This is a genomic window from Halosimplex rarum, from assembly GCF_047715405.1.
Lineage (GTDB): Archaea > Halobacteriota > Halobacteria > Halobacteriales > Haloarculaceae > Halosimplex > Halosimplex rarum.
On the sequence record NZ_CP180413.1, the window covers coordinates 95,830 to 115,340 of the forward strand.

The 19,511-nt window shown below is 61.4% G+C and carries 13 protein-coding genes and 1 pseudogene; 13 read left to right on the forward strand and 1 reads right to left on the reverse strand.

Annotation, left to right across the window (positions count from 1 at the left end):
• Window positions 1–160 precede the first annotated feature (160 nt).
• The 5 genes from ACMGFH_RS22270 to ACMGFH_RS22290 all read left to right on the forward strand — a co-directional run bounded on the left by ACMGFH_RS22270 (window position 161) and on the right by ACMGFH_RS22290 (window position 5,694).
• A complete protein-coding gene (locus ACMGFH_RS22270) occupies window positions 161–2,296 on the forward strand; it encodes an ABC transporter ATP-binding protein (RefSeq protein WP_415383323.1) in 2,136 nt (711 codons plus the stop codon).
• Window positions 2,293–3,297, forward strand: a complete 1,005-nt coding sequence (locus ACMGFH_RS22275) for a HEAT repeat domain-containing protein (RefSeq protein ID WP_415383324.1) — start codon at window positions 2,293–2,295, stop codon at window positions 3,295–3,297. The genes ACMGFH_RS22270 and ACMGFH_RS22275 overlap by 4 nt, the downstream gene beginning before the upstream one ends.
• 68 nt (window positions 3,298–3,365) lie before the next feature.
• Window positions 3,366–4,340: an ABC transporter permease gene (locus tag ACMGFH_RS22280; RefSeq protein WP_415383325.1), complete on the forward strand. Its 975-nt coding sequence runs from the start codon at window positions 3,366–3,368 to the stop codon at window positions 4,338–4,340.
• Window positions 4,327–5,376 carry an ABC transporter permease gene (locus ACMGFH_RS22285; protein ID WP_415383326.1) on the forward strand — a complete coding sequence of 350 codons (1,050 nt, stop codon included), beginning with the start codon at window positions 4,327–4,329 and terminating at the stop codon, window positions 5,374–5,376. The genes ACMGFH_RS22280 and ACMGFH_RS22285 overlap by 14 nt, the downstream gene beginning before the upstream one ends.
• Before the next feature lie 90 nt (window positions 5,377–5,466).
• The gene (locus ACMGFH_RS22290; protein ID WP_415383327.1) at window positions 5,467–5,694 is read left to right on the forward strand and encodes a hypothetical protein; all 228 of its coding nucleotides are present in this window, start codon (window positions 5,467–5,469) and stop codon (window positions 5,692–5,694) included.
• A 183-nt stretch (window positions 5,695–5,877) separates the two neighbouring features.
• Here ACMGFH_RS22290 and ACMGFH_RS22295 read toward each other — a convergent pair whose 3' ends face one another.
• On the reverse strand, window positions 5,878–7,764 hold the full coding sequence (locus tag ACMGFH_RS22295) for an ABC transporter substrate-binding protein (protein ID WP_415383328.1): 1,887 nt from the start codon (window positions 7,762–7,764) through the stop codon (window positions 5,878–5,880).
• A gap of 330 nt (window positions 7,765–8,094) precedes the next feature.
• Between ACMGFH_RS22295 and ACMGFH_RS22300 the strand changes: the two genes are divergently transcribed.
• The 8 genes and pseudogenes from ACMGFH_RS22300 (at window position 8,095) to ACMGFH_RS22335 (ending at window position 19,359) form a co-directional block, all read left to right on the forward strand.
• Complete coding sequence (locus ACMGFH_RS22300; protein WP_415383329.1) at window positions 8,095–9,453, forward strand: BNR-4 repeat-containing protein; 1,359 nt, start codon at window positions 8,095–8,097, stop codon at window positions 9,451–9,453.
• Window positions 9,454–9,614: 161 nt separating this feature from the next.
• Window positions 9,615–10,826, forward strand: a complete 1,212-nt coding sequence (locus ACMGFH_RS22305; RefSeq protein ID WP_415383331.1) for a glycoside hydrolase family 88 protein — start codon at window positions 9,615–9,617, stop codon at window positions 10,824–10,826.
• 169 nt (window positions 10,827–10,995) lie between these two features.
• Window positions 10,996–13,047, forward strand: coding sequence for a DUF2264 domain-containing protein (locus tag ACMGFH_RS22310; protein WP_415383332.1), 2,052 nt, complete (start codon window positions 10,996–10,998; stop codon window positions 13,045–13,047).
• Window positions 13,048–14,869: 1,822 nt separating this feature from the next.
• A complete protein-coding gene (locus ACMGFH_RS22315; protein WP_415383333.1) occupies window positions 14,870–15,640 on the forward strand; it encodes a hypothetical protein in 771 nt (256 codons plus the stop codon).
• 34 nt (window positions 15,641–15,674) lie between these two features.
• Window positions 15,675–16,508, forward strand: a pseudogene (locus tag ACMGFH_RS22320) (Fic family protein); the annotation flags it as partial.
• Window positions 16,509–16,847: 339 nt separating this feature from the next.
• Complete coding sequence (gene tnpA / locus ACMGFH_RS22325; RefSeq protein WP_415383334.1) at window positions 16,848–17,237, forward strand: IS200/IS605 family transposase; 390 nt, start codon at window positions 16,848–16,850, stop codon at window positions 17,235–17,237.
• A 2-nt stretch (window positions 17,238–17,239) separates the two neighbouring features.
• On the forward strand, window positions 17,240–18,436 hold the full coding sequence (locus ACMGFH_RS22330) for an RNA-guided endonuclease InsQ/TnpB family protein (RefSeq protein ID WP_415383335.1): 1,197 nt from the start codon (window positions 17,240–17,242) through the stop codon (window positions 18,434–18,436).
• Entirely contained in the window at window positions 18,436–19,359 is a 924-nt protein-coding gene (locus tag ACMGFH_RS22335) for a 2-dehydropantoate 2-reductase (RefSeq protein ID WP_415383336.1), read from the forward strand. The genes ACMGFH_RS22330 and ACMGFH_RS22335 overlap by 1 nt, the downstream gene beginning before the upstream one ends.
• The last annotated feature ends 152 nt before the right edge of the window (window positions 19,360–19,511 follow it).

The following is a 19,511-nucleotide window of genomic DNA, read 5'->3' on the forward strand; positions in this document are numbered from 1 at the left end:
CCGGATCGGGGATATCCCCAGCAATCTATAAGTAGGAGTGTCTGCAATTCCGCTATGATGCCCGTTCAGAGTAGTTTATTTGGCCGCTGCACGACTGCCGAGTGTGTCACAGAATGTCACACACGGTGTGCATGCATGCGCCCCAGGAGAGTGATCGGCGATGTCTGAGCGCTCACCCTCCGTCGACGAACCGATCCTCGAATTACACAACACGAGTGTAACGTTCTCGATGGATCGGGGGACGTCGCGGGTGCTCAACGACGTCTCGTTCGAGGTCCAGCGGGAGGAGATTTTGGGTGTCGTCGGGGAGAGCGGTTCCGGTAAGTCGATGTTCGCCTCCTCGCTGCTCGACGCCGTCGTGGAACCCGGGACTGTCAACGGCGAGGTCCGCTACCGGACCGACGCCGGCGACCAGGTCAACTTGCTCGATCTGAGCAAGGAAGAACTTCGCCGGCTTCGATGGGAGGAGATTTCGATGGTGTTCCAGGGCGCCCAGAGTTCGTTCAACCCGACGATGCGGATTCGCGAGCACTTCGAACTCGTACTGGAGGCGCACGACAAGCCCGTCGACGAGGGGCTCAGCCACGCTCGAGACCTCATCTCTGATCTGTATATGGACCCCGATCGAGTGCTCGATTCGTACCCCCACGAACTCTCGGGTGGGATGCAACAGCGAGCGCTGATCGCATACAGCCTCGTTCTAAAGCCGAACGTGTTGGTGATGGACGAGCCGACGGCTGCACTAGACCTGTTGATGCAGCAGTCGATTCTCAGTCTTCTCGAGGAGCTTCAGGAGACCTACGATCTGACAGTCATCTTCATCACCCACGACCTGCCCCTGGTCGCGGGGCTGGCTGACCGGCTGGCAGTGATGTACGCCTTCGAATTCGTCGAGTTCGGCCCCGCCGATGAGATCCTCGACAACCCGACCCATCCGTACACTCGGGCGCTGTTGCGGTCAGTCCCGAACCTCGACACGCCGCTGGGGGAGATGTCGCCGATCGAGGGGAGCGCGCCGGACCCGGTGAACATCCCTGACGGCTGCACGTACCATCCTCGATGTCCGCTGGCCGACGAAACGTGCGTCCAGGAGGACCCGGGCTTCTACGACGTCGGCGACGAGCACGAGACCGCCTGTCACCACTGGGAGGCGGCGGAGGACGCGATTCCATTCGGGGATACGAACGAGTACGGCGACCAGCAGTCGATCGAGGGATCCCAGTCCGAGGAGCCGGTCGTCTCCCTGGACGACGCCAAGGTTCACTTCGAGGACGGCGGCGGGATTCTCGACATCTTCGACGAACCCGAGACCGTCTACGCCGTCGACGGGATCGATCTCGACATCTACGACAACGACGTCGTGGCGCTGGTCGGCGAGTCCGGGTGTGGCAAGACGACGCTCGGCAAGACCGCCATCGGCGTCCAGCGCCCCACGGACGGGACGCTCGAGTACCGCGATCAAGACGTCTGGGAGGCTCGGGACGGCACCGGAGATATCGACATCCCGTTCGAGGACATCCGGCGGTCGCTCCAGATCATCCACCAGGACCCCGGCAGTTCACTCAACCCCAACCGGAAAGTCATCACGACCCTCGAATCCCCGCTCAAGCGGTGGAACAAGGAGATGGGGCTGGAAGACCGCCATCAACGAATTCACGCACTGCTCGATATCGTCGGGATGACGCCGGCCGAGGACTACGCCCAGCGGTACCCCCACCAGCTATCCGGCGGCGAGAAACAGCGGGTCGCGCTCATCCGGGCGCTGTTGATGAATCCGGACCTGATCCTCGCCGACGAGGCCGTCTCGGCGCTGGACGTCTCGCTGCGGGTGGAGATGATGGACCTGATGCTCGAACTGCAGGACCTGTTCGACACCTCCTACCTGTTCATCAGCCACGACCTCGCGAACGCCCGGTACCTCGCCGGGAACGCCGGCGGCCGGATCGGCGTCATGTACCTCGGCCAGATCATCGAGATCGGAACCGTCGAGGAGATCCTCCGGAATCCCCAGCACCCGTACACGAAGGTGCTCATGTGGGCAACCGCGGACCTAGACGCCGGCGACGAGACCGAGGAGCCGCCGATCCGAGGTATCGACATCCCCGACGCCAAGAACCCGCCCTCCGGGTGCCGGTTCCACACGCGGTGTCCCGAGGCCCGAGAGATCTGCACGGAACGGGAACCGGAACAGTTCGATTTCGAGGAGGGACACAGCACGGCGTGTTTCCGCGTCTGTGACGAGGACCACCCATACTGGGAGAGCGAATCGATCACCGAGGAACCGCCAGACCAATGATCACCATCGCCGACAAGGGCCCGATCGACGTATCGACGCTCCGGGAGGCGATAGACGACCTCGACCCCGCGGTCGCCGACTCGCTCTCGCAACTCCCGACGGTCCGGGCCCTCGCAACGCAGGCCGAGGAAGGGGCCCTCGACTCAGAAACTGTCGAGGCGACCGTCACCGCGATCCCGGAACTATTGCGCAACGACCGGTCGTCGGTCCACAGGATCGCCGCTATCTCGGGGGTCGTCCTCGCAGACACCGACCCCGAGGTCGCTGACGAGGCTCTGGCTCGGCTCCTGCCGATGCTCGAGGAGACGGTCACGGAACGGCGGGCGATGGAGGCCATCGAGTACCTCTCGACGGCCGCGCCCGACGCCGTCGCCGAACACCACGCGGTCGCGATGGAACGACTCGACCACCCCAGAGACGGGGTCGCACGGCAGGCCGCGGGGACACTCCTCGCGGTCGCGACGGACGCTCCCGAACGGCTCGTCGACGCCGTTCCGGAACTGCTCGCGGCGCTGACCGACGAGTTCAAGTCGACCGCCGACAGGCCCCGGGCGGTCCAGGGCAGGAATCTGACGGACCTCGAACACCACAGCCGGGTAGAACACGAGAGCAGCCGGCTGATCGTCGCACGGACGATTGCAGCGATCACCGAGTCCCGCCCCGAGGCCGTCGCCGACACGGTCCTCGATTCGGATACCAGCGAAGTACTCATCGCGCTCTTCGGGGACCAGCACTCGCGCGTCCGGGCGGCCGCCACCGGCGTCGCCTCGCACGTCGCCGAGCGGGATCCCGCGGCGATCGAGCCGGCGATCCCGCAACTGACCGAACTGCTCGACGACGAGAAATCGGTCGTCCGCGGAAACGTGATCTGGACCCTCGCGGCCCTCGATCATCCCCGGGCCCGCGAGGAACTCCGTGCCGCCCGTGAGAACGACCCGTCGGACGAACTCAGGGAGCTGGCCGCGAGCGTCGGTCCGGACAGCGAATCGAAATCAGCGTAGACGATGTCAAAACACACCACACGCAACTTCAGCGCATGATCCAGAACTACTACGTAAAGCGACTCGGTATGTCAGTGTTCACGGTGTTCGCCGTGATCACGTTCTCGTTTTTCCTCATCCGGTACATGCCGGGTGGGCCGATGGATTACATGATAGCCAACCTGCAGCAACAGGGGCTCTCGACGGCCCGTGCCAGGGAGCTCGCGGCGACGTACACGCAGGTCAACCCCGATCAACCGGTCCACATCGCGTACGTCGAATACATGGGCAAGATCCTCACCGGTAACTTGGGGACCTCGACGTGGTACGACGATCCGGTCGCCGACATACTCATCAACGCGCTTCCCTGGACGCTGTTCGTCATGAGCGTCTCGCTGGTCCTGTCGTTTACCATCGGGATTCTGACGGGCGCGGTCATGGCGTACCGCGAGGGGACTCGGCTCGACAGCGGATCGACCCTGGTCTCGACGTTCCTGACCTCGGTCCCGTACTACCTCGTGGCCATCGTGCTGTTGATGATCTTCGCGTACCGGCTCGGGTGGTTCCCCACCGGCGGGCGGTTCGACTCCAACCTCAACGTGGAGTGGAGCCTCGAGTTCCTCCTGAGCGCGCTCCGCCACGGCCTGTTACCGATCGCATCGATCACGCTGACCGCGTTCGGCGGTTGGGCGCTCGGGATGCGCGGCAACAGCATCAGCGTCCTCGGCGAAGACTACTTGCGGGTCGCGCGGTTGGCGGGGATCCCGGAGCGCGACATCGTCGTCAAGTACGTGACGCCGAACGCCATCCTCCCGCTGTACACGAACCTGATGATCGCCATCGGGGGCATCTTCGGCGGGTCGATCATCCTCGAACAGATTTTCAACTACCCCGGTCTGGGCTATTACATCTACGAGTCGATCAACGCGCGAGACTACCCGCTGATGATGGGCGGGTTCATTCTCATCACCATCGCGGTCGTAACGACCATATTCATCGCCGACGTGACGTACAGCTACATCGATCCGCGTGCCGAAACGGGTGATTCACGTGAGACCTACTGAGGAACTTCGAACCGACGGAGGGAACGCACGTCTCGAGGACCTCGACCTGGCCGAGGTCGCGGGGACCAAGGAGACGCGCTGGGACCGGTATCGCCGGTACTACGACGAGTACGCCCGAGCGCCGTTTCTGGTCCTGTGGAACGACTGGCGTTCCCGGGTCGGGATGCTCATCCTGCTTCTGTATCTCCTGATGGGCACCGTCGGGGTACTGCTGACCGAGGTCCCGTACACGAATCAGGCGGAGCGGTGGATCCTGCCGTTCCAGAACATGCAGTATCCGCTGGGGACGACCGACACCGGGCAAGACCTGTTGGGGCTCATCGTCCACTCCACGCCCGCGATGATCATCATGATCGCCGCCGGGTCCGTCTTCTCGACGGTCATCGCCACGGTCGTCGGGACCGTCGCCGGCTACAAGGGAGGGACCTTCGACAGGATCCTGATGATGGCGGCCGACACCATGATCGCAATTCCGGGGCTCGCACTGATCATCGTGATCGCGGCGGTCATCGAGCCGCGTAATCCGGCTCTCGTCGGGATCATCCTCTCGAGCCACGTCTGGGCCGGCCTGGCGCGGTCGCTGCGCTCACAGGTTCTGACGCTCCGAGACGACTCCTACGTGGAGGCGTCGCGGATCATGGGCATCTCGACGCCCGCCATCCTCGTGAAGGAGGTCATCCCGAACCTGATGCCGTACATCCTGATCAACTTCGTCAACTCCGCGCGGAACGTGATATTCAGCTCCGTGGGGCTGTACTTCCTGGGCGTGCTCCCGTACACGAACCTCAACTGGGGCGTCATCCTCAACAACGCGTACAACTCCTCGGCCCTGTATCGGCTGGACCTGATGTACTACATCATCGTCCCGCTCGTCGCGATCGTACTCATCTCGTTCGGCCTGATCCTCCTCTCGCAGGGCTTCGACCGGATCTTCAACCCCAAGATCAGGGCGAAACACGCCGAGAGCGGTAGCGAGGCCGCCGCCGTCGACGAAGGCGAGGAGTCTACCAGCAGCAACGTAACGGTCGGCCAGTAGGGCTGAGGGTTCCCGCTCGCCGGTAGAGCGGTCACCCCGCACCGGTACCCGACCCAATCCTTTTCTTGACCCGGGGCCGTTGGAGAGCGTATGTCACGCACTGGCCGCCAGCGCTTCTGGGACCTCCTGTGTGCGTTCGAGAACGCGGTGGTCGCGCTGTTCGGTATCGCGCTCCTGATTCTCCTGCTGACGCTGTTCACGCTGGCGAACCTCGACCGGCTCTCGCCCGCGGCCAGCATCATCACACAGGTCAACCTCGTACTGGCGACGGGCTTGCTGCTCTCGACGGGATACGTGCTCTACCGGTGCCGGAACTGAGCGTGGTCCGTCGTCGAATTGCTCCGGAAGACCGGTCTCTCCCTCACCGTCGTCTACGGGCTCGCACCCCTCGTCTCACGAGCGAGTTCGCGGTCGTCGAACCGCTACCGGACGCTGTGATAGCCTGAGAAAACGGCGGAATAACAGTCTGCGGACGATCCGAGTAGGGGCCGGACTGATTCGTTACTCGGGGGCCTGGAGCAGGCCGGCGCGGGGCCACCACTCGCCGACGGTCAAGAGGTAGGCCAGGGGCTCGTCGGTTTCGAGGGCGCGGGTGCTTTGGTCCTGGTCTTCGGGCGTCTCCCACTCGCCCGTGTTCACGTACGGCGTCGTCCAGCGCTCGGTCAGCGGAAGCTTCGGAAGCTGCTGGTTCCAGGTCCACGCCAGTTGCAGCGCCAGTTCGTCCGACAGATCGGCGTCGGTAGTCGACCCGAGTTCAGCGACCGCATCCTGGACGTTGATCTCCTGGGTCTCGTCCTGGGAGTCCGGCGGCCACGCGATCTCGGTCGTCTCCGGGAACGCGAGTTCTTCGCGCTGGTGCGTCTGGGTGAACGGCACGCGCAGGGAGAACCAGGGGGAGGTCTGCTCGGCGCCGCCACCCCACCAGGCGACACGCAGGTCGTAGTCGCCGTCCTCGAACCGCTGGAAGAACGTCCCCGGCTCGATGATCTGCAGCTCGGAGGCGATACCCGCCCGCGTGAGCTGTGTGTTGATCGTCTCCGCTATCGTCGATATGGTCCCCCAGGATGCGGAGAGGACGTCGGCGGTGAGCTGGTTGCCGTCCTCGTCGACCCACTGGTCGCCGTCCTTCTCGTAGCCCGCGGCCCGGAGCTCCTCCGCGGCGGCCTCCTCGTCTGTGGACTCCGGACTGTACTGGTCGAACGAGTCCATGTAGTCGCCGGCGACCTGCTCGACCATTCCCAGGTCGCTGGCGAGGCCGGAGGGATACGGCGTCACGAAGTTGGCCGTGATGTTCTCGACGATGGCTTGCCGGTCGATCAGGTGGGCGATCGCTCGGTGCACCCGCGGATCACCGAGGTGCTCCGAGTCGGAGTTGTAGTCCATCGCGTAGCCGCCGTTGTCCGGCACCTTCACGTACTTGATCTCATCGGGGAGCGTCCCCCGGGTCTCGTCCGTGAAGTACGTGAAGTGATGACCGGACAGGTCGCCCGAGTTGAGCGACTGGACGACCCCACTCTTTTCGAGGATCGTCCGGTACGTCTGGTGGGCGAAGTTGACGTTCTCGGCCCACGGGTACTGGTCCCAGCGGTCGTACCGAACCCGCTCTGCGGTTACGTCACCGATCATGAACGGGCCGTTCCCGACGGCCTCGTCGCTGGTGGGTGAGATGCTGTAGTCGAGTAGCTCCGCGACGATCTCGTCTTCCTCCTCGGAGCTTCCGGCGTTCCGGAGGTCTTCGAGCCACGACTTGAACACGGAGTGTTTGGCGTACAGGCGCTGCTCGGCGATGATGTCCTCCAGGATCGGCGGCGAGACCTCGCCGACGTCGATTTCGAGCGTGGCGTCGTCTTCGACCGTGAGCTCGTTGATGAAGTCCCAGAGCACGCTGTTGTCGTACTTCCCGATGCGCAACTGCGTCGCGACGTCCCGTGCGGTCACCGGGTCGCCGTCGTGCCACACGTGCCCGTTGTCGATCTTCAGCACGAGCGTCCCGTTGTCGTCCTGCCACTCCATGTCGGAGACGATCCGCCACTCGAAGTACGGCTCGTCGGTCTCGTGGATCACCTTCCGCATGAACCGGTCGTACATCGGATTCCCACCCCAGTCAGTCGCCGCGTTGTTGGTGGGATTCCAGTAGTTCATGTTCCACTGCTCTGGTTCGATATTTGTCACGTCCTTCCAGGTCTTGTCGACGACGTTGACGCCTCCACCACCGCCGTCACCGCCGCCACCGTCACCGCCGCCACCACCGCCGCCGTCGCCGCCACCACCGTCCCCACCGTCGCCGTCGTTGTTGGAACATCCGGCAGTGAGTGCCGCGCCCGCAGCCGTCGCTGCGAGGAGGCTACGCCTGGTTACGCGAGTCTGGCTGTCAGTCTGCCTCGACATAGTACATCCATCGAAGACAATTATACATAAACATTGGGGTGGTATGGTAGATCATGGTTCGTTCGTGGCGATGTGCCATCGAGCGAAAGTTTGCAGCTGTGGTTCGGCTGTTCCTGGTTCGGCGTGGCTGAAGCAACTCGAGAACGGGGAGGTCCGTCGCTTCGGTTCTCGGAAGCCCCGTTCGATCGCATTCCGACTTCGATCCAGTCACTCTGCGCGCTGAGTCGGCTGATCTCTGGCATCGGTGCCGAAAACTCCGTCCGCTTCACTGTAACGCTCAAATACGCACGACCCCGAGATTTATTGGGTTTTCCTCCATCTCTACAGCTGATGGATACGTCGGAGAGAGACAGTCGAATTCGAAACCAGCGACTGGACGGATACTGGGGTATCTGGTTCAAGCTGGGCCAGTATGACGGCCCATACGGGGACAAATACAGCGGCGGTCTCGGAACGTACACTATGAAACACGATCCGATGGCGATCTATGCGCCTGCAGTCAGTCGGACATTCTTCACGTACGGGGGGACGAGACCCGATGAACGCGACCTCCTCGTTATGGTCGGCGCCTACGATCACGAAAGTCATGAGGTCTCTCGTCCCACCGTGGTCGATACGAAACCAGAACCCGATCCACAGTACGACAGCGACAGCGTCGTCGATCCCCACGATAACGCGTCGATCTCGCTGGACGATGACGGACATATCACGGTCTTTGTCGCCGGGCGTTCACGGATCCGACCGGGTCGGGTCTACCGGAGTGTCGAGCCGTATCGCGCCGACTCGTTCGAGCTGATCACACAGCGAGAGCACTTCGCATATCCACAACCGCGCTGGGTCGACGATCGGTACGTCCTCCTGTTCACCAGATACGACGAGGACGGAAATCGGGAGCTGTTCTGGGAGACGACGCGGAACGGACGAGAAACTGACCCGTCAAAACTCGCTGGAATCGGCGGTCACTATCAAGTGAGCGACGAGTGGGACGGCGCCGTATGTACCGCGTTCAACTGGCATCCCGACGGCGACGTGGACCGCCGGACGAACCTCTACGTCGTCATGACGCGCGACGGGGAAACATGGCAGACAGTCGATGGCACCCTGATCGACACACCCCTCGAGGAGCCGGATAACGATGCGCTCGCCGTCAAATATCACGACTCTGACCGACTAGTGTATCTCAATGACCTCGCCGTTGACGAAGCCGGACGGCCGGCAGTGCTGTACGTTACCAGCGGTGGCCCGGAGCCGGGGCCGCGAAACGACCCCCGGAGATGGCGACTCACTCGCTGGACGGGGAGCGAGTGGCGGACGACCACTGTCACGACATCGAACCATAACTACGATTCCGGCAGCCTCTCAGTCGAGGACGACACCTGGTCTGTCGTTGGACCGACCGAGCCCGGGCCCAGTGTCTATCGGACCGGCGGCGACATAGCGCTCTGGCAGAGCGAGTGCGGTATCGACTGGACGCTCGACCGTCAGATCACGTCGGACAGCGAGCAAAATCATACGTACGTGCGCTGTCCGCAGGATGGCTCGGAACCGTTCCGCGCTTTCTGGGCGGACGGCGACCCTGACTCGTCTAGCCCATCACGCCTCTACGTCAGCGACTTCGCAGGGCGATACTGGCAGCTACCCGAGTCAATCGACGGTGACGCCGCGCCCCTTATCGGGCCGATCGGGTGAACCTCTGGTCCCCATTTCTCCTGGGACGCCGGGGTCCGGATGGGTAAGCGCGGAGTTCACGATCGGTGTTTCGATCGATGTTGGTGCCCACCGGGAAGCACGGCAATTGCCGGTTCAGCCCCCCGACGGGTTTATGACGGGTGGAGTACATCGGGCAAGTAATGCCACGAGCACCATCGGCGCTTGCGGGGGTTGTGACCGACGAGGGTGTCCCCGAACGGTACATGGAGCGCGCGGCGGTCGATCGGTCCGACCTGCAGACGAGGCTATCCGACGCCACCGACCGGATCGACGAGAATGTCGACCAGTTTTACGACCGATTCCCAGGGCCCTCTAGTGATGACCTCGTCTACCAACCGACGGACAACACCGATGGGTGGACAGCCTCATTTTGGACCGGCCAGTGCTGGCTCGCCCACGAGGTGACCGGGCGAGAGCGGTTCCGCGACGCGGCCGAGACGCAGCTGCGAACGTTCGGCCGACGCCTCGAGGAGGGCAACGTGAAGACCCACGACCTCGGATTCCTCTATACCCTCTCAGCCGTCGCCGGATACGAGATTACGGGGAACGAGCGGTACCGGAAGATGGCAGTCACCTCCGCGGACTACCTGACCGACCGGTTCTGGGACGCCCCAGGACTGATCCAGGCGTGGGGCGACCCCGACGGTCCGGGGGAGAACGACTGGTTTCGCGGCAGAATGATCGTCGACACGATGATGAACCTCCCGCTGCTGTTCTGGGCCAGCGAGACGACGGGAGACGACGCGTACGCTGCCATCGCCGAGACCCACGCCCGGACGAATGCCGAACACGTCGTCCGGCCCGACGGTTCGACGTTCCACACGTTCAAGTGTGACGTGGAGTCGGGCGAACCGTTGGGCGAGGAGACGCACCAGGGGTACGCCGACGACTCCTGTTGGGCGCGCGGTCAGGCCTGGGCGATCTACGGATACGCGCTCGCGGCCGAGTACGCGAACGAACCGGCGTACGCCGACATCGCCGCGAAGCTCGCCAACTACTACCTCCACCGGGTGGAATCGGACCACGTCCCTCGGTGGGACTTCGATGTCCCTGACGACGACGAAGTGCGTGATACGTCGGCTGCCGCTATCGCGGCCTGTGGCCTCGTCCAGCTCGCAACTGTGCTCCCAGTCGCTGATAACCGAGCGGACTGGTATCGCAACGCGGCCCTGGCGACGCTGGACTCGCTGGGCGCGCACTACGCGGCCGACCACGAGCAGTCGAACGGCCTGCTCACTGACGCCGCGTACCAACGCGGCGACGGTGACTACGATGAATGCTGTATCTGGGGTGATTACTTCTACGTCGAGGGACTGGTGCGCGCGACCGAGCAGTGGCGAAGATACTGGTAGCCGTGCGGTCCGACGACCACGCCGCCCCCTCGCTTCGACTCTTTGCCTGGACGAGTTCGTTCCGGGCTAGTTGTTCTTCCGATGCGCCTGACCCGTGAAAACCCGGCCCAGTCCAGTCGTTCTATACTATCGAACCAGTTCGTTCGTTGTATCGCGCCGAATTCGTCGCTTGCGGAAACGTACGCGCCGGTCCGGGAACTCTCCCACGGCTTTATCACTCCCTCGGACAAATCGCGAGGCGATGGATCCACTTGACGACAATTCGCTGGCGACCCGTCGCGACCTGCAGGACGCGGTCAGATCGTTGCTCGCACCGTTGGAAGCCCACGTGAGTCCGGGCGGTGCCAGAGTCCGGCCGGGCGTCTCGGGGGCGCATTTCCCGACCGTGGAGGCGGAACTGGAGGGGTTCGCGCGGCCGCTGTGGGGCGCGGCACCGCTCGCGGCAGGTGGGGGCGACTTCGACCCCTGGGAACGCTACCGTGCAGGTCTGGCAAACGGGACCGACCCCGAACACGAGGAGTACTGGGGTGCAGTGACCGACTACTCGCAGACAGCTGTGGAGATGGCACCGATCGGCGTCGCACTCGCCCTGGCGACTGACGACCTCTGGCGACCGCTCGATGACGACACACAGGCGGCTGTCGCCGATTGGCTCCGTGGGATCAACGACGTGGACGTGCCGGACAGCAACTGGCTGTTCTTCCGCGTGCTCGCGAACGAGGGACTCCGGGCGGTCGGTGCAGATCAGGACGACGCGCAGGTACGCGAAGACCTCGACCGGTTAGAATCGTTCGCCCTCGCGGACGGCTGGTACGGCGACGGTCCCGAGGGGCGCTGTGACTACTACACCGCGTGGGAGCTGCACACCGACGGGCTGTTGTATGCGACGCTGGCCGAGGACCGCGACCCGGAACGGGCTGATCGGATCCGTGATCGCGCCCGTGCCTTCGCCGACGAGTTCGATCGGTGGTTCGCCGCCGACGGCGGCGCGCTTCCCTACGGTCGGAGCCTCACCTATCGGTTCGCACAGGGCGCGTTCTGGGGGGCGCTCGCCTTTGCGGGCGTCGAGGCGTTCCCGTGGGGCGAATTGAAAGGGCGGTGGCTCGAGCACCTGCGCTGGTGGGCCCAGCGGCCTATCTTCACTGCTGATGGGGTACTCTCCCTTGGCTACGCGTATCCGACGCTGAAAATGACCGAGTCGTACAACTCGCCGTCTTCGCCGTACTGGGCGATGAAGTTCTTCCTCCCGTTGGCGCTCCCCGACGACCATCCGTTCTGGCAAGCCGAAGAGCAGACACCTGACCGGCCGACAGATACCGTCACCCAACGACCACCGGGGATGGTACTCCAGCCCGACGGCGAACAGGTGTGCGCGCTGTGTGCCGGCACAGCCTCGGGCGACCCGGAGAAGTACAACAAGTTCGCCTATTCCACCCGGTTCGGGACCAACGTCTCCGATGGGAATAGCCGGACCGGCGCCGCGCCTGACAGTACACTCCTCCTGAGTCACGATGGTGAACGGTTCCGACGGCGTCGCCGGATCGTCGATCGGGATGCCCGCGACGGCGTCGTCTACTCGCGGTGGAAACCGTGGGATGACGTCACGGTCGACAGCTGGCTCGCACCGGCGTCACCGTGGCACGTCCGCCTCCACCGCATCGAGGCGGATCGTGCGCTGACCAGCGTCGAGGGCGGATTTCCAGTCCCAGCGGACGGTTACCTGAGCGCAGCTACCGACGTGACTGGGGCCGCCGCGACCCCTTCTGGTGATAGTCTTCTCCGCGCGCTCGATGAGACCCGCGAAGGCACGATCGAGTCTCTGCCGCCGAACACGAATCTCCTCTTCCCTCGGACCGTCGTACCGACCCTGTGCGGTGAGCACGAGCCGGGTACGACGTGGCTCGCCACGGGCGTTCTCGGCGGCCCCACAGGACTCGTCGCCGAGCGCTCCGGATCTGTGGTCGACTCAACTGTTCCCTCGGACACCGAAGCGGATCGCCACAGGGTTGCTAGCGACGATACAGCTGCGATCACGCGCGAGTGGGCCGCCCCTCCCGCATCCGTTCCCGATGATCCTGACGTTGCGATCGATACCGGTATCGCCGGCCCCGAGTACGAACAGATCGAGACTGATCACGCCATCACTACGAGAGACGGGCGGACACTGTTGCGAATTGACGCGACTATCCCCGTTGATGGAATCGAGAGCCGGCAGCGTTGAGCTGGAGTTAATGGAACGTTTCGGAAGGGTATTCGCCGGACTAGCGTAGAACTGTACGGGTCCCAGAGCGGATGCAGTTGCCACCCCGGAACGAGTTTGCAGCGGCCAGATCGTCGATGCTCTTCAGAATAAGCGGGTCAATATTTGATTCTTCAATCGGTCCAAGTTGTTCCTCACAGAATATGGCTTTGGAGAGGGAGTGCCGGCCAGTCCAGTTATCCGGAAGATTCTGTCGTCACTTTCGTGGCAAATCCCGTTCGTATCGGCTCAACGGCAGAATATCGCAGAATGAATGGACGAGTCATCTGATGGAGTTCTACAGACACCTCCACTTATGCTGGACACCCATCCAGGAATATTTGATCGTATGTAATTACAAGCATAAAACTGTAATCTATCCCGTGACAAGGCGTGTTAAGATATCACCTGCCAAAATCGAAACACAGCGACATGAGAGGCGGCACCCGTATTTTCAGAATAACTGAGACCGTGCCTTTCCTCCGGAAGCAATTCCACTCTCGGCAGAGAAAAATCAGTATATATGGAATTGTTCACCACACGGCCAAATTTTGTACGTGGTTGAAAGGAACCAAACATGGCCACAGACTGGACCGAACGGAAAGGAAATAACTTCTCTCTCTATTTGCTCATCTTATCAATGCTCTATATTATATTTCTTCTTTACTATTTGAGCCTCCATTGCTATCAAGCGACATCTCAGGTGCGAGTATAGGATTCAGCCTACAACAGATGAGATGGGGCTATATCCTGTTACGATCGGAGAGGCGATAGTGCTATTGAACGATCGGCATTCCAATTAGCACACTGCTCCCGGCGCACACGAATTCCCTCAATAATTGGCTTTTTACCGATCTCATTCGCTCTGGTCGAGATACTTCCGGCGAGTTCCGGGAAAATAGACTGTTGTCGGATCTATGCTCATCAACGATTCAATGCCTTCGCTTCAATAAGAATTCCGTCGATACGAACTCCGAGCGCAGATTGAAATATCGGTAAATATAAATATTCGAATATATTAGATTCTGTTTGGAATGGGGAACTAGACAATTTTCATATCTTTCGAGCAATCCCGTTCCAACTGGTACACGATGTTGTCAAATGATTACGAGCGCTCAAACGCAGAAGGAAGCCAGGAAACAAGATGATGCGGAGAATGAGGGGCACATCATTTATACGGACTCTGTTGAAATCCTCGGGAAACCAATTATTAGGCTGAGCAGTATGACGATAGCGCTCAAAAATTGTCGGAGCCCGGAATCCGTATGTTCCGGTATAAGCGATGATAGCAAGAAACGGACGGAGTTGTTGACCAATCTGCAGTCTCCATCCACCGGCTGATGCAGAGGGTTCAGTGTCTGAAGACTAGGATTTCAACAGAGCCGAAACTCTACACTTCAATGAGCGTATCAACAGGTTCGGCCGCACCAAAAGATGAGATGCATGCAGGCTCAGTATATCGCTGATCCCGTCATAGAAACGCGAAATGAACGGGAGTCATGCTGAACTTAGCCTCTATGTCTTGCACACGAGTCCTGACGAGACTTGGATAGACGGAGCGTGCGAAGCGTTCTATGACAGTATTATGATGAGAATACATTAAAAAGAGGCTTGACCCATCGCCCGCGAGATCGTCGACGACGGCGCTGGACCCGCTAAGTACGGCCCTATGCTATTGGAGCTCCCCCATCCACCAAGTTCGTCGACGGGCGGTTGCCTCCGCTGCGCGGTCCACTGAGTCCCAGATCGTGTCAAGTGTGCACACAGGCCACAACGCTATTATCGGGTAATCCTAAGAGAGAATATGAACTGGCGTCTTGCGAGTATCGTCTCCATCGTCGTTCTCGCGGGGTGTGGGTCGGTTCTTGACGGCGATACGGGTTTAAATGAAGACGCGCCGACCGAGACGCTGACGCCCGTGCCGGTGCCCGAAGTGACCGAGACACCGGTCCCGCTGCCGCCCGGCGTGACCGACAGCGGCATCAGGGACGCCGACGCATTGCTGGACGCCCACCAGTCGCTTCTCGGGACGCAATCGTACACGCTCCGGGTGCGACTCCGTGTAGACGAGACCCTCCACACGCGACTCATCCGCGTCGAAACGCCGACGCGGTACTACAGCCACGACGTGCTCGGCGGAAACGATGGGAACGTCACCCAGTACGCGAGCGGCCCTTCGATCTACGTGCGGACAGCGTACGCCGGTATCACGCGGTATGATCGGCTGGACAACACCCGACCGCCGGAGTCACGGACTGTCCGCCTGAGTCGTCAGTTCCTCCAAGTCGGCGACGCTGTCGTTTCGAAGACGACAGTCGACGGCCGACCCGCCTTCGTCATTCGGGGGAACTACTCCACCCATCCCGAGATGGAGCGAATCCGGAACGTGAATATTCGTGCAGTAGTCGAACCCACCGGACTAGTCCGGTCGATGAACGCGTCCTACCTCAGAACCGGGGAGACCGGTCCAGCGACTGTCACGCGGTCGTTCGCTTATACCGACGTCAGTGAGACGACCGTCGAACGACCGGACTGGGTCGTGGCACAGTGGAACGGAACGTCGACGCCGGAGTGACGAAACGTGACCACGCGGGGGTGATATGACGGACCAAACGAAGGACACGCAAGAAGTCCTCAACTACGAGGACGCTATCGAGGATGGTCTCGAGGCGCTCGACCGGGGCGAAGACCTGACCGTCGAACGGCTACACGAATTCCACGAGACGCTTCTCACGGGTGTTCCAGGCGACCGCGTGGATACCGATACTCTCGGCGCGTACAAGACGAAACCGAACCATATCGGTGACTTCCTCACACCCATTCCAGGCCAGGTCGACGGCCTGATGGATGCATTATTCACCTACCACAGAACTGGCGGGAGCTACCACCCGCTCGTAGACGTCGCGCTCTTCCATTACCAATTCGAGACCATCCACCCGTATGGCGACGGGAACGGTCGTCTCGGCCGACTCCTCATCACGCTCCAGTTGTACGACGCTGGCTATCTCGAACGCCCAAATCTCTACCTTAGTGAATACTTCAATCGAAACAAGCCGACGTACATCGACCGGTTGGAGGCCGTTCGATACGATGGCGATTGGGAAGCGTGGCTATCGTTCTTTATCCAGGGCGTCGCTCGGCAGGCCCACGAATCCGTCGACCGAACACTCTCGCTAGCCCATCTCAGGCGTCAGTACGACGCCGATTACGGGGGAAAGTCGTACACGAAGAACCAACTCGCATTGAAGCTCTTCGAACAGCCCTACGTCACGAGCAAGACAGTTCAACGGCTCTTCGACGTCAAGCAACCGACGGCGTCGCGAGTAATCAACGACCTCGTCGACGAAGGAGTCCTCGAGGAAGTGACCGGGAAGGGACGGAACAAGGAATATCGTGCCCGCGAAATTTTCGAGATTCTCGAACAGCCACCGCAGACCTCCTGACCACGGTGGCGACGTGCCGGATGGTGTAGGGTGGTGCTCGAATTCGTCCCTGTGGAAACACTACTTGTGAGACTGTTCGTATGGACCTGCGACTCCTCAACGAATCGGTGCAGTTCTACCGACCAAGTTGACTGTCTCGAATGAATCGAGAAGAACTACGACGGTGTCGACCGCGCCTCTCCGTTCGAGTGAAGTTCTTACATTGGTAACAAGGTGAAAGCCCACGGCTTTAGCCGTGGGATGAAGCCGACAATTGGGAAGGGGACTCTCGTTCGCAGCCACGCCTGGGGTTGAATTCTTTCGTAACATCTTTAGATGAATGGTTTCTATATACTGACGATGCCTCGTGGGTTCGACAGGGAACGTACCAGCGTTCACAAACTCCAGTACCACTTCATCTGGTGTCCGAAGTACCGCAAATCGGTACTCGAGGGCGAGGTGCGCGACCGTCTCGAAGAACTCATAGAGGAGAAAGCCGACGAGCTTGATCTCGAGATCGTGGAGTTGACGATTCGCTCCGACCATGTACACTTGTTCATCACGGGCGACCCAACGCTCGCCCCGAACAAGATCATGCAACAGGTCAAGGGCTACTCCTCGCGCCACCTCCGCGACGAGTTCGATTTCGGGCTTCCCTCGCTGTGGACGCGCTCGTACTTCGTTTCAAGCGCGGGCGACGTGTCCAGCGAGATCATTGAGGAGTACATCGATGCACAAGCGGGTGAATAGTCATGCAACGGATCGTCTCGACCACGGTGCGGGTCAAACTCCACTCGCTTACCAACAGGAAGGCTGACCTGCTCGCCCGTGAGTACGAAGCGTTCCAGACTGAGGTTCACGGCGGAGCCGCTGACCTGTACTCTGCGACCGACCAACAGGCATCGAAAGTCCAGCGACAGAAAGACCCGAACCCCGACACCGAACAACCTGTCGTCCTCCGTAATGACGTGTTCGACGTGGCCCACGACGAGGACACGGTTCTCTCGTCGTGGTGGGTGAAAGTCCCCGTCTACGACCCAGAACAAGGACGAGGCAACTCCATCTGGTGTCCTGCCCACGTTCCACAGAAGGACGAACCCCTCGTCCGTGAGGGCGATATTCGGGACAGCGAACTGGTGCGTCGTGACGGTGACTGGTACGTCCACCTCGTCGTCAAGCGGTCTGTGACCGTCCAAGACGAGTACGACGACGTGCTGGCGATCGACATGGGCGCACGGTGGGTCGCCACCTGCGCGTTCCTCTCGGATCGCAAGACCACCTTCTACGGCGAGGAAGTCCGTCGTATCCGCGAACACTACAAGCAGTTGCGAAAATCTATCGGGAAGGCCAAACCCCGACAAGGACAGCAGGTCGTCGCGCACATCGGTGATGCGGAAGCGCGGAAAGTGGACGACCGCCTCCACAAGATTGCACGACAGATTGTGGAGGACGCTGAAGAACGGAACGCGGTCATCGTCGTGGGCGATCTCGGTGGGATTCCCAAAGACAACGACAAGGGACGGTACGTCAACGACAAGACCCACAAAATGCCGTTCGCCCGCCTGTTGAACTACATCGAGTACAAGGCCCACGGTGCAGGTATAGACGTACAATTGGTTGAGGAGTACAACACGTCGAAAACGTGCAATCGGTGTGCCTGCGAGGGCATCCGTGAGACACAGGGGCGCTTCGAGTGTCCCGAGTGTGGGCTTGACGACAACGCGGATAAGAATGGTGCGTTGAATATCGGCAAACGAGCCTTGGGCAAGTTCTCGAAACCGCTGTCCGAGGCGGGGGCTGTACTGGCACTGCCCGAAACGCAGGTCATCGTCCAACATGGCGACGAACCTGCGAACCTCTCCGTTTCCGTGGACTCAACCCTCAGTGGGGGAACCCCACGGCTAAAGCCGTGGAAGGATGTCAGTGGCTGCGGTCCGAACGGATACTGATGAAGGTGGCAATCTTCGGCGCCGGCGGGGTCGGTGCGTATCTCGGCGCACGACTCGCCGACGCCGGCCATGAGGTACAGCTTGTCGCTCGCGGCGACCATCTCGCGGCGATCCAGTCCGACGGACTCCGCGTGGAAAGCATCGCCGGCGACACGACCGTGGACCTTCCCGCAACGGATGACCCCGCCGACATCGGCACGGTCGACTACGTCCTCTTCACGGTGAAATCCTACGACACGCGCGACGCCGCGGCCGACCTCGATCCCCTCGTCGGCCCCGAGACCGCCGTCGTCTCGTTTCAAAACGGCGTCGACAACGAACGGTGGATCGCCGAAGAGGTAGGTGAAGACCACGTCATCGGTGGCGTCGCGTACATCTTCTCGACGATCGAGTCACCGGGCGTCGTTGCCCATACTGGCGGGCCGGCACGCTTCGTCTACGGTGAACTGGACGGGTCACGGACGGATCGCATCGAGCGACTCCACCACGCCCTCTCGGAGTGCGACGGGATCGAGGGGGTGTTGTCCGACGATATTCGGATAGAGCTCTGGCGGAAGTTCGCGTTCATCTGCGCCCACTCTGGGATGACCGCAGTGACGCGCAAGCCGCTCGGTCCCATCCGGGAGACGCCAGCGACGTGGGCGATGTATCGTCGTATTATGGAGGAAGTCGTCGCCGTGGCGAACGCGATCGGAGTGGACTTGCCCGACGACACGGTCTCGGAGTGGCTTGCGTTTGCGCAGGATCTCGACGCAGACATGCACTCGTCACTTCACTACGACCTCACTCACGGCAAGCGTCTCGAACTCGACGCTCTCAACGGATCGGTGATTCGTCATGCTGACAACGTAGGTGTCGACGTCCCGATGAACGAGGCCGTGACCGCCATCTTGCGCCCCTGGGCCGACGAACACGCCGAGTGACCAAGCGCTGCTGTCGGTGGTAGCTGTGCGCGTAGCGGAGTTCTCGTGAGCGAAGCGAATGAGAGCACGAAAGAGCTCGCTCTTCCGGAGCGAGCGTCCAGCGCGAGGGAACATGCATTTTAGCCCGGCAGCCCGCCCGCTACCGCAGGCAG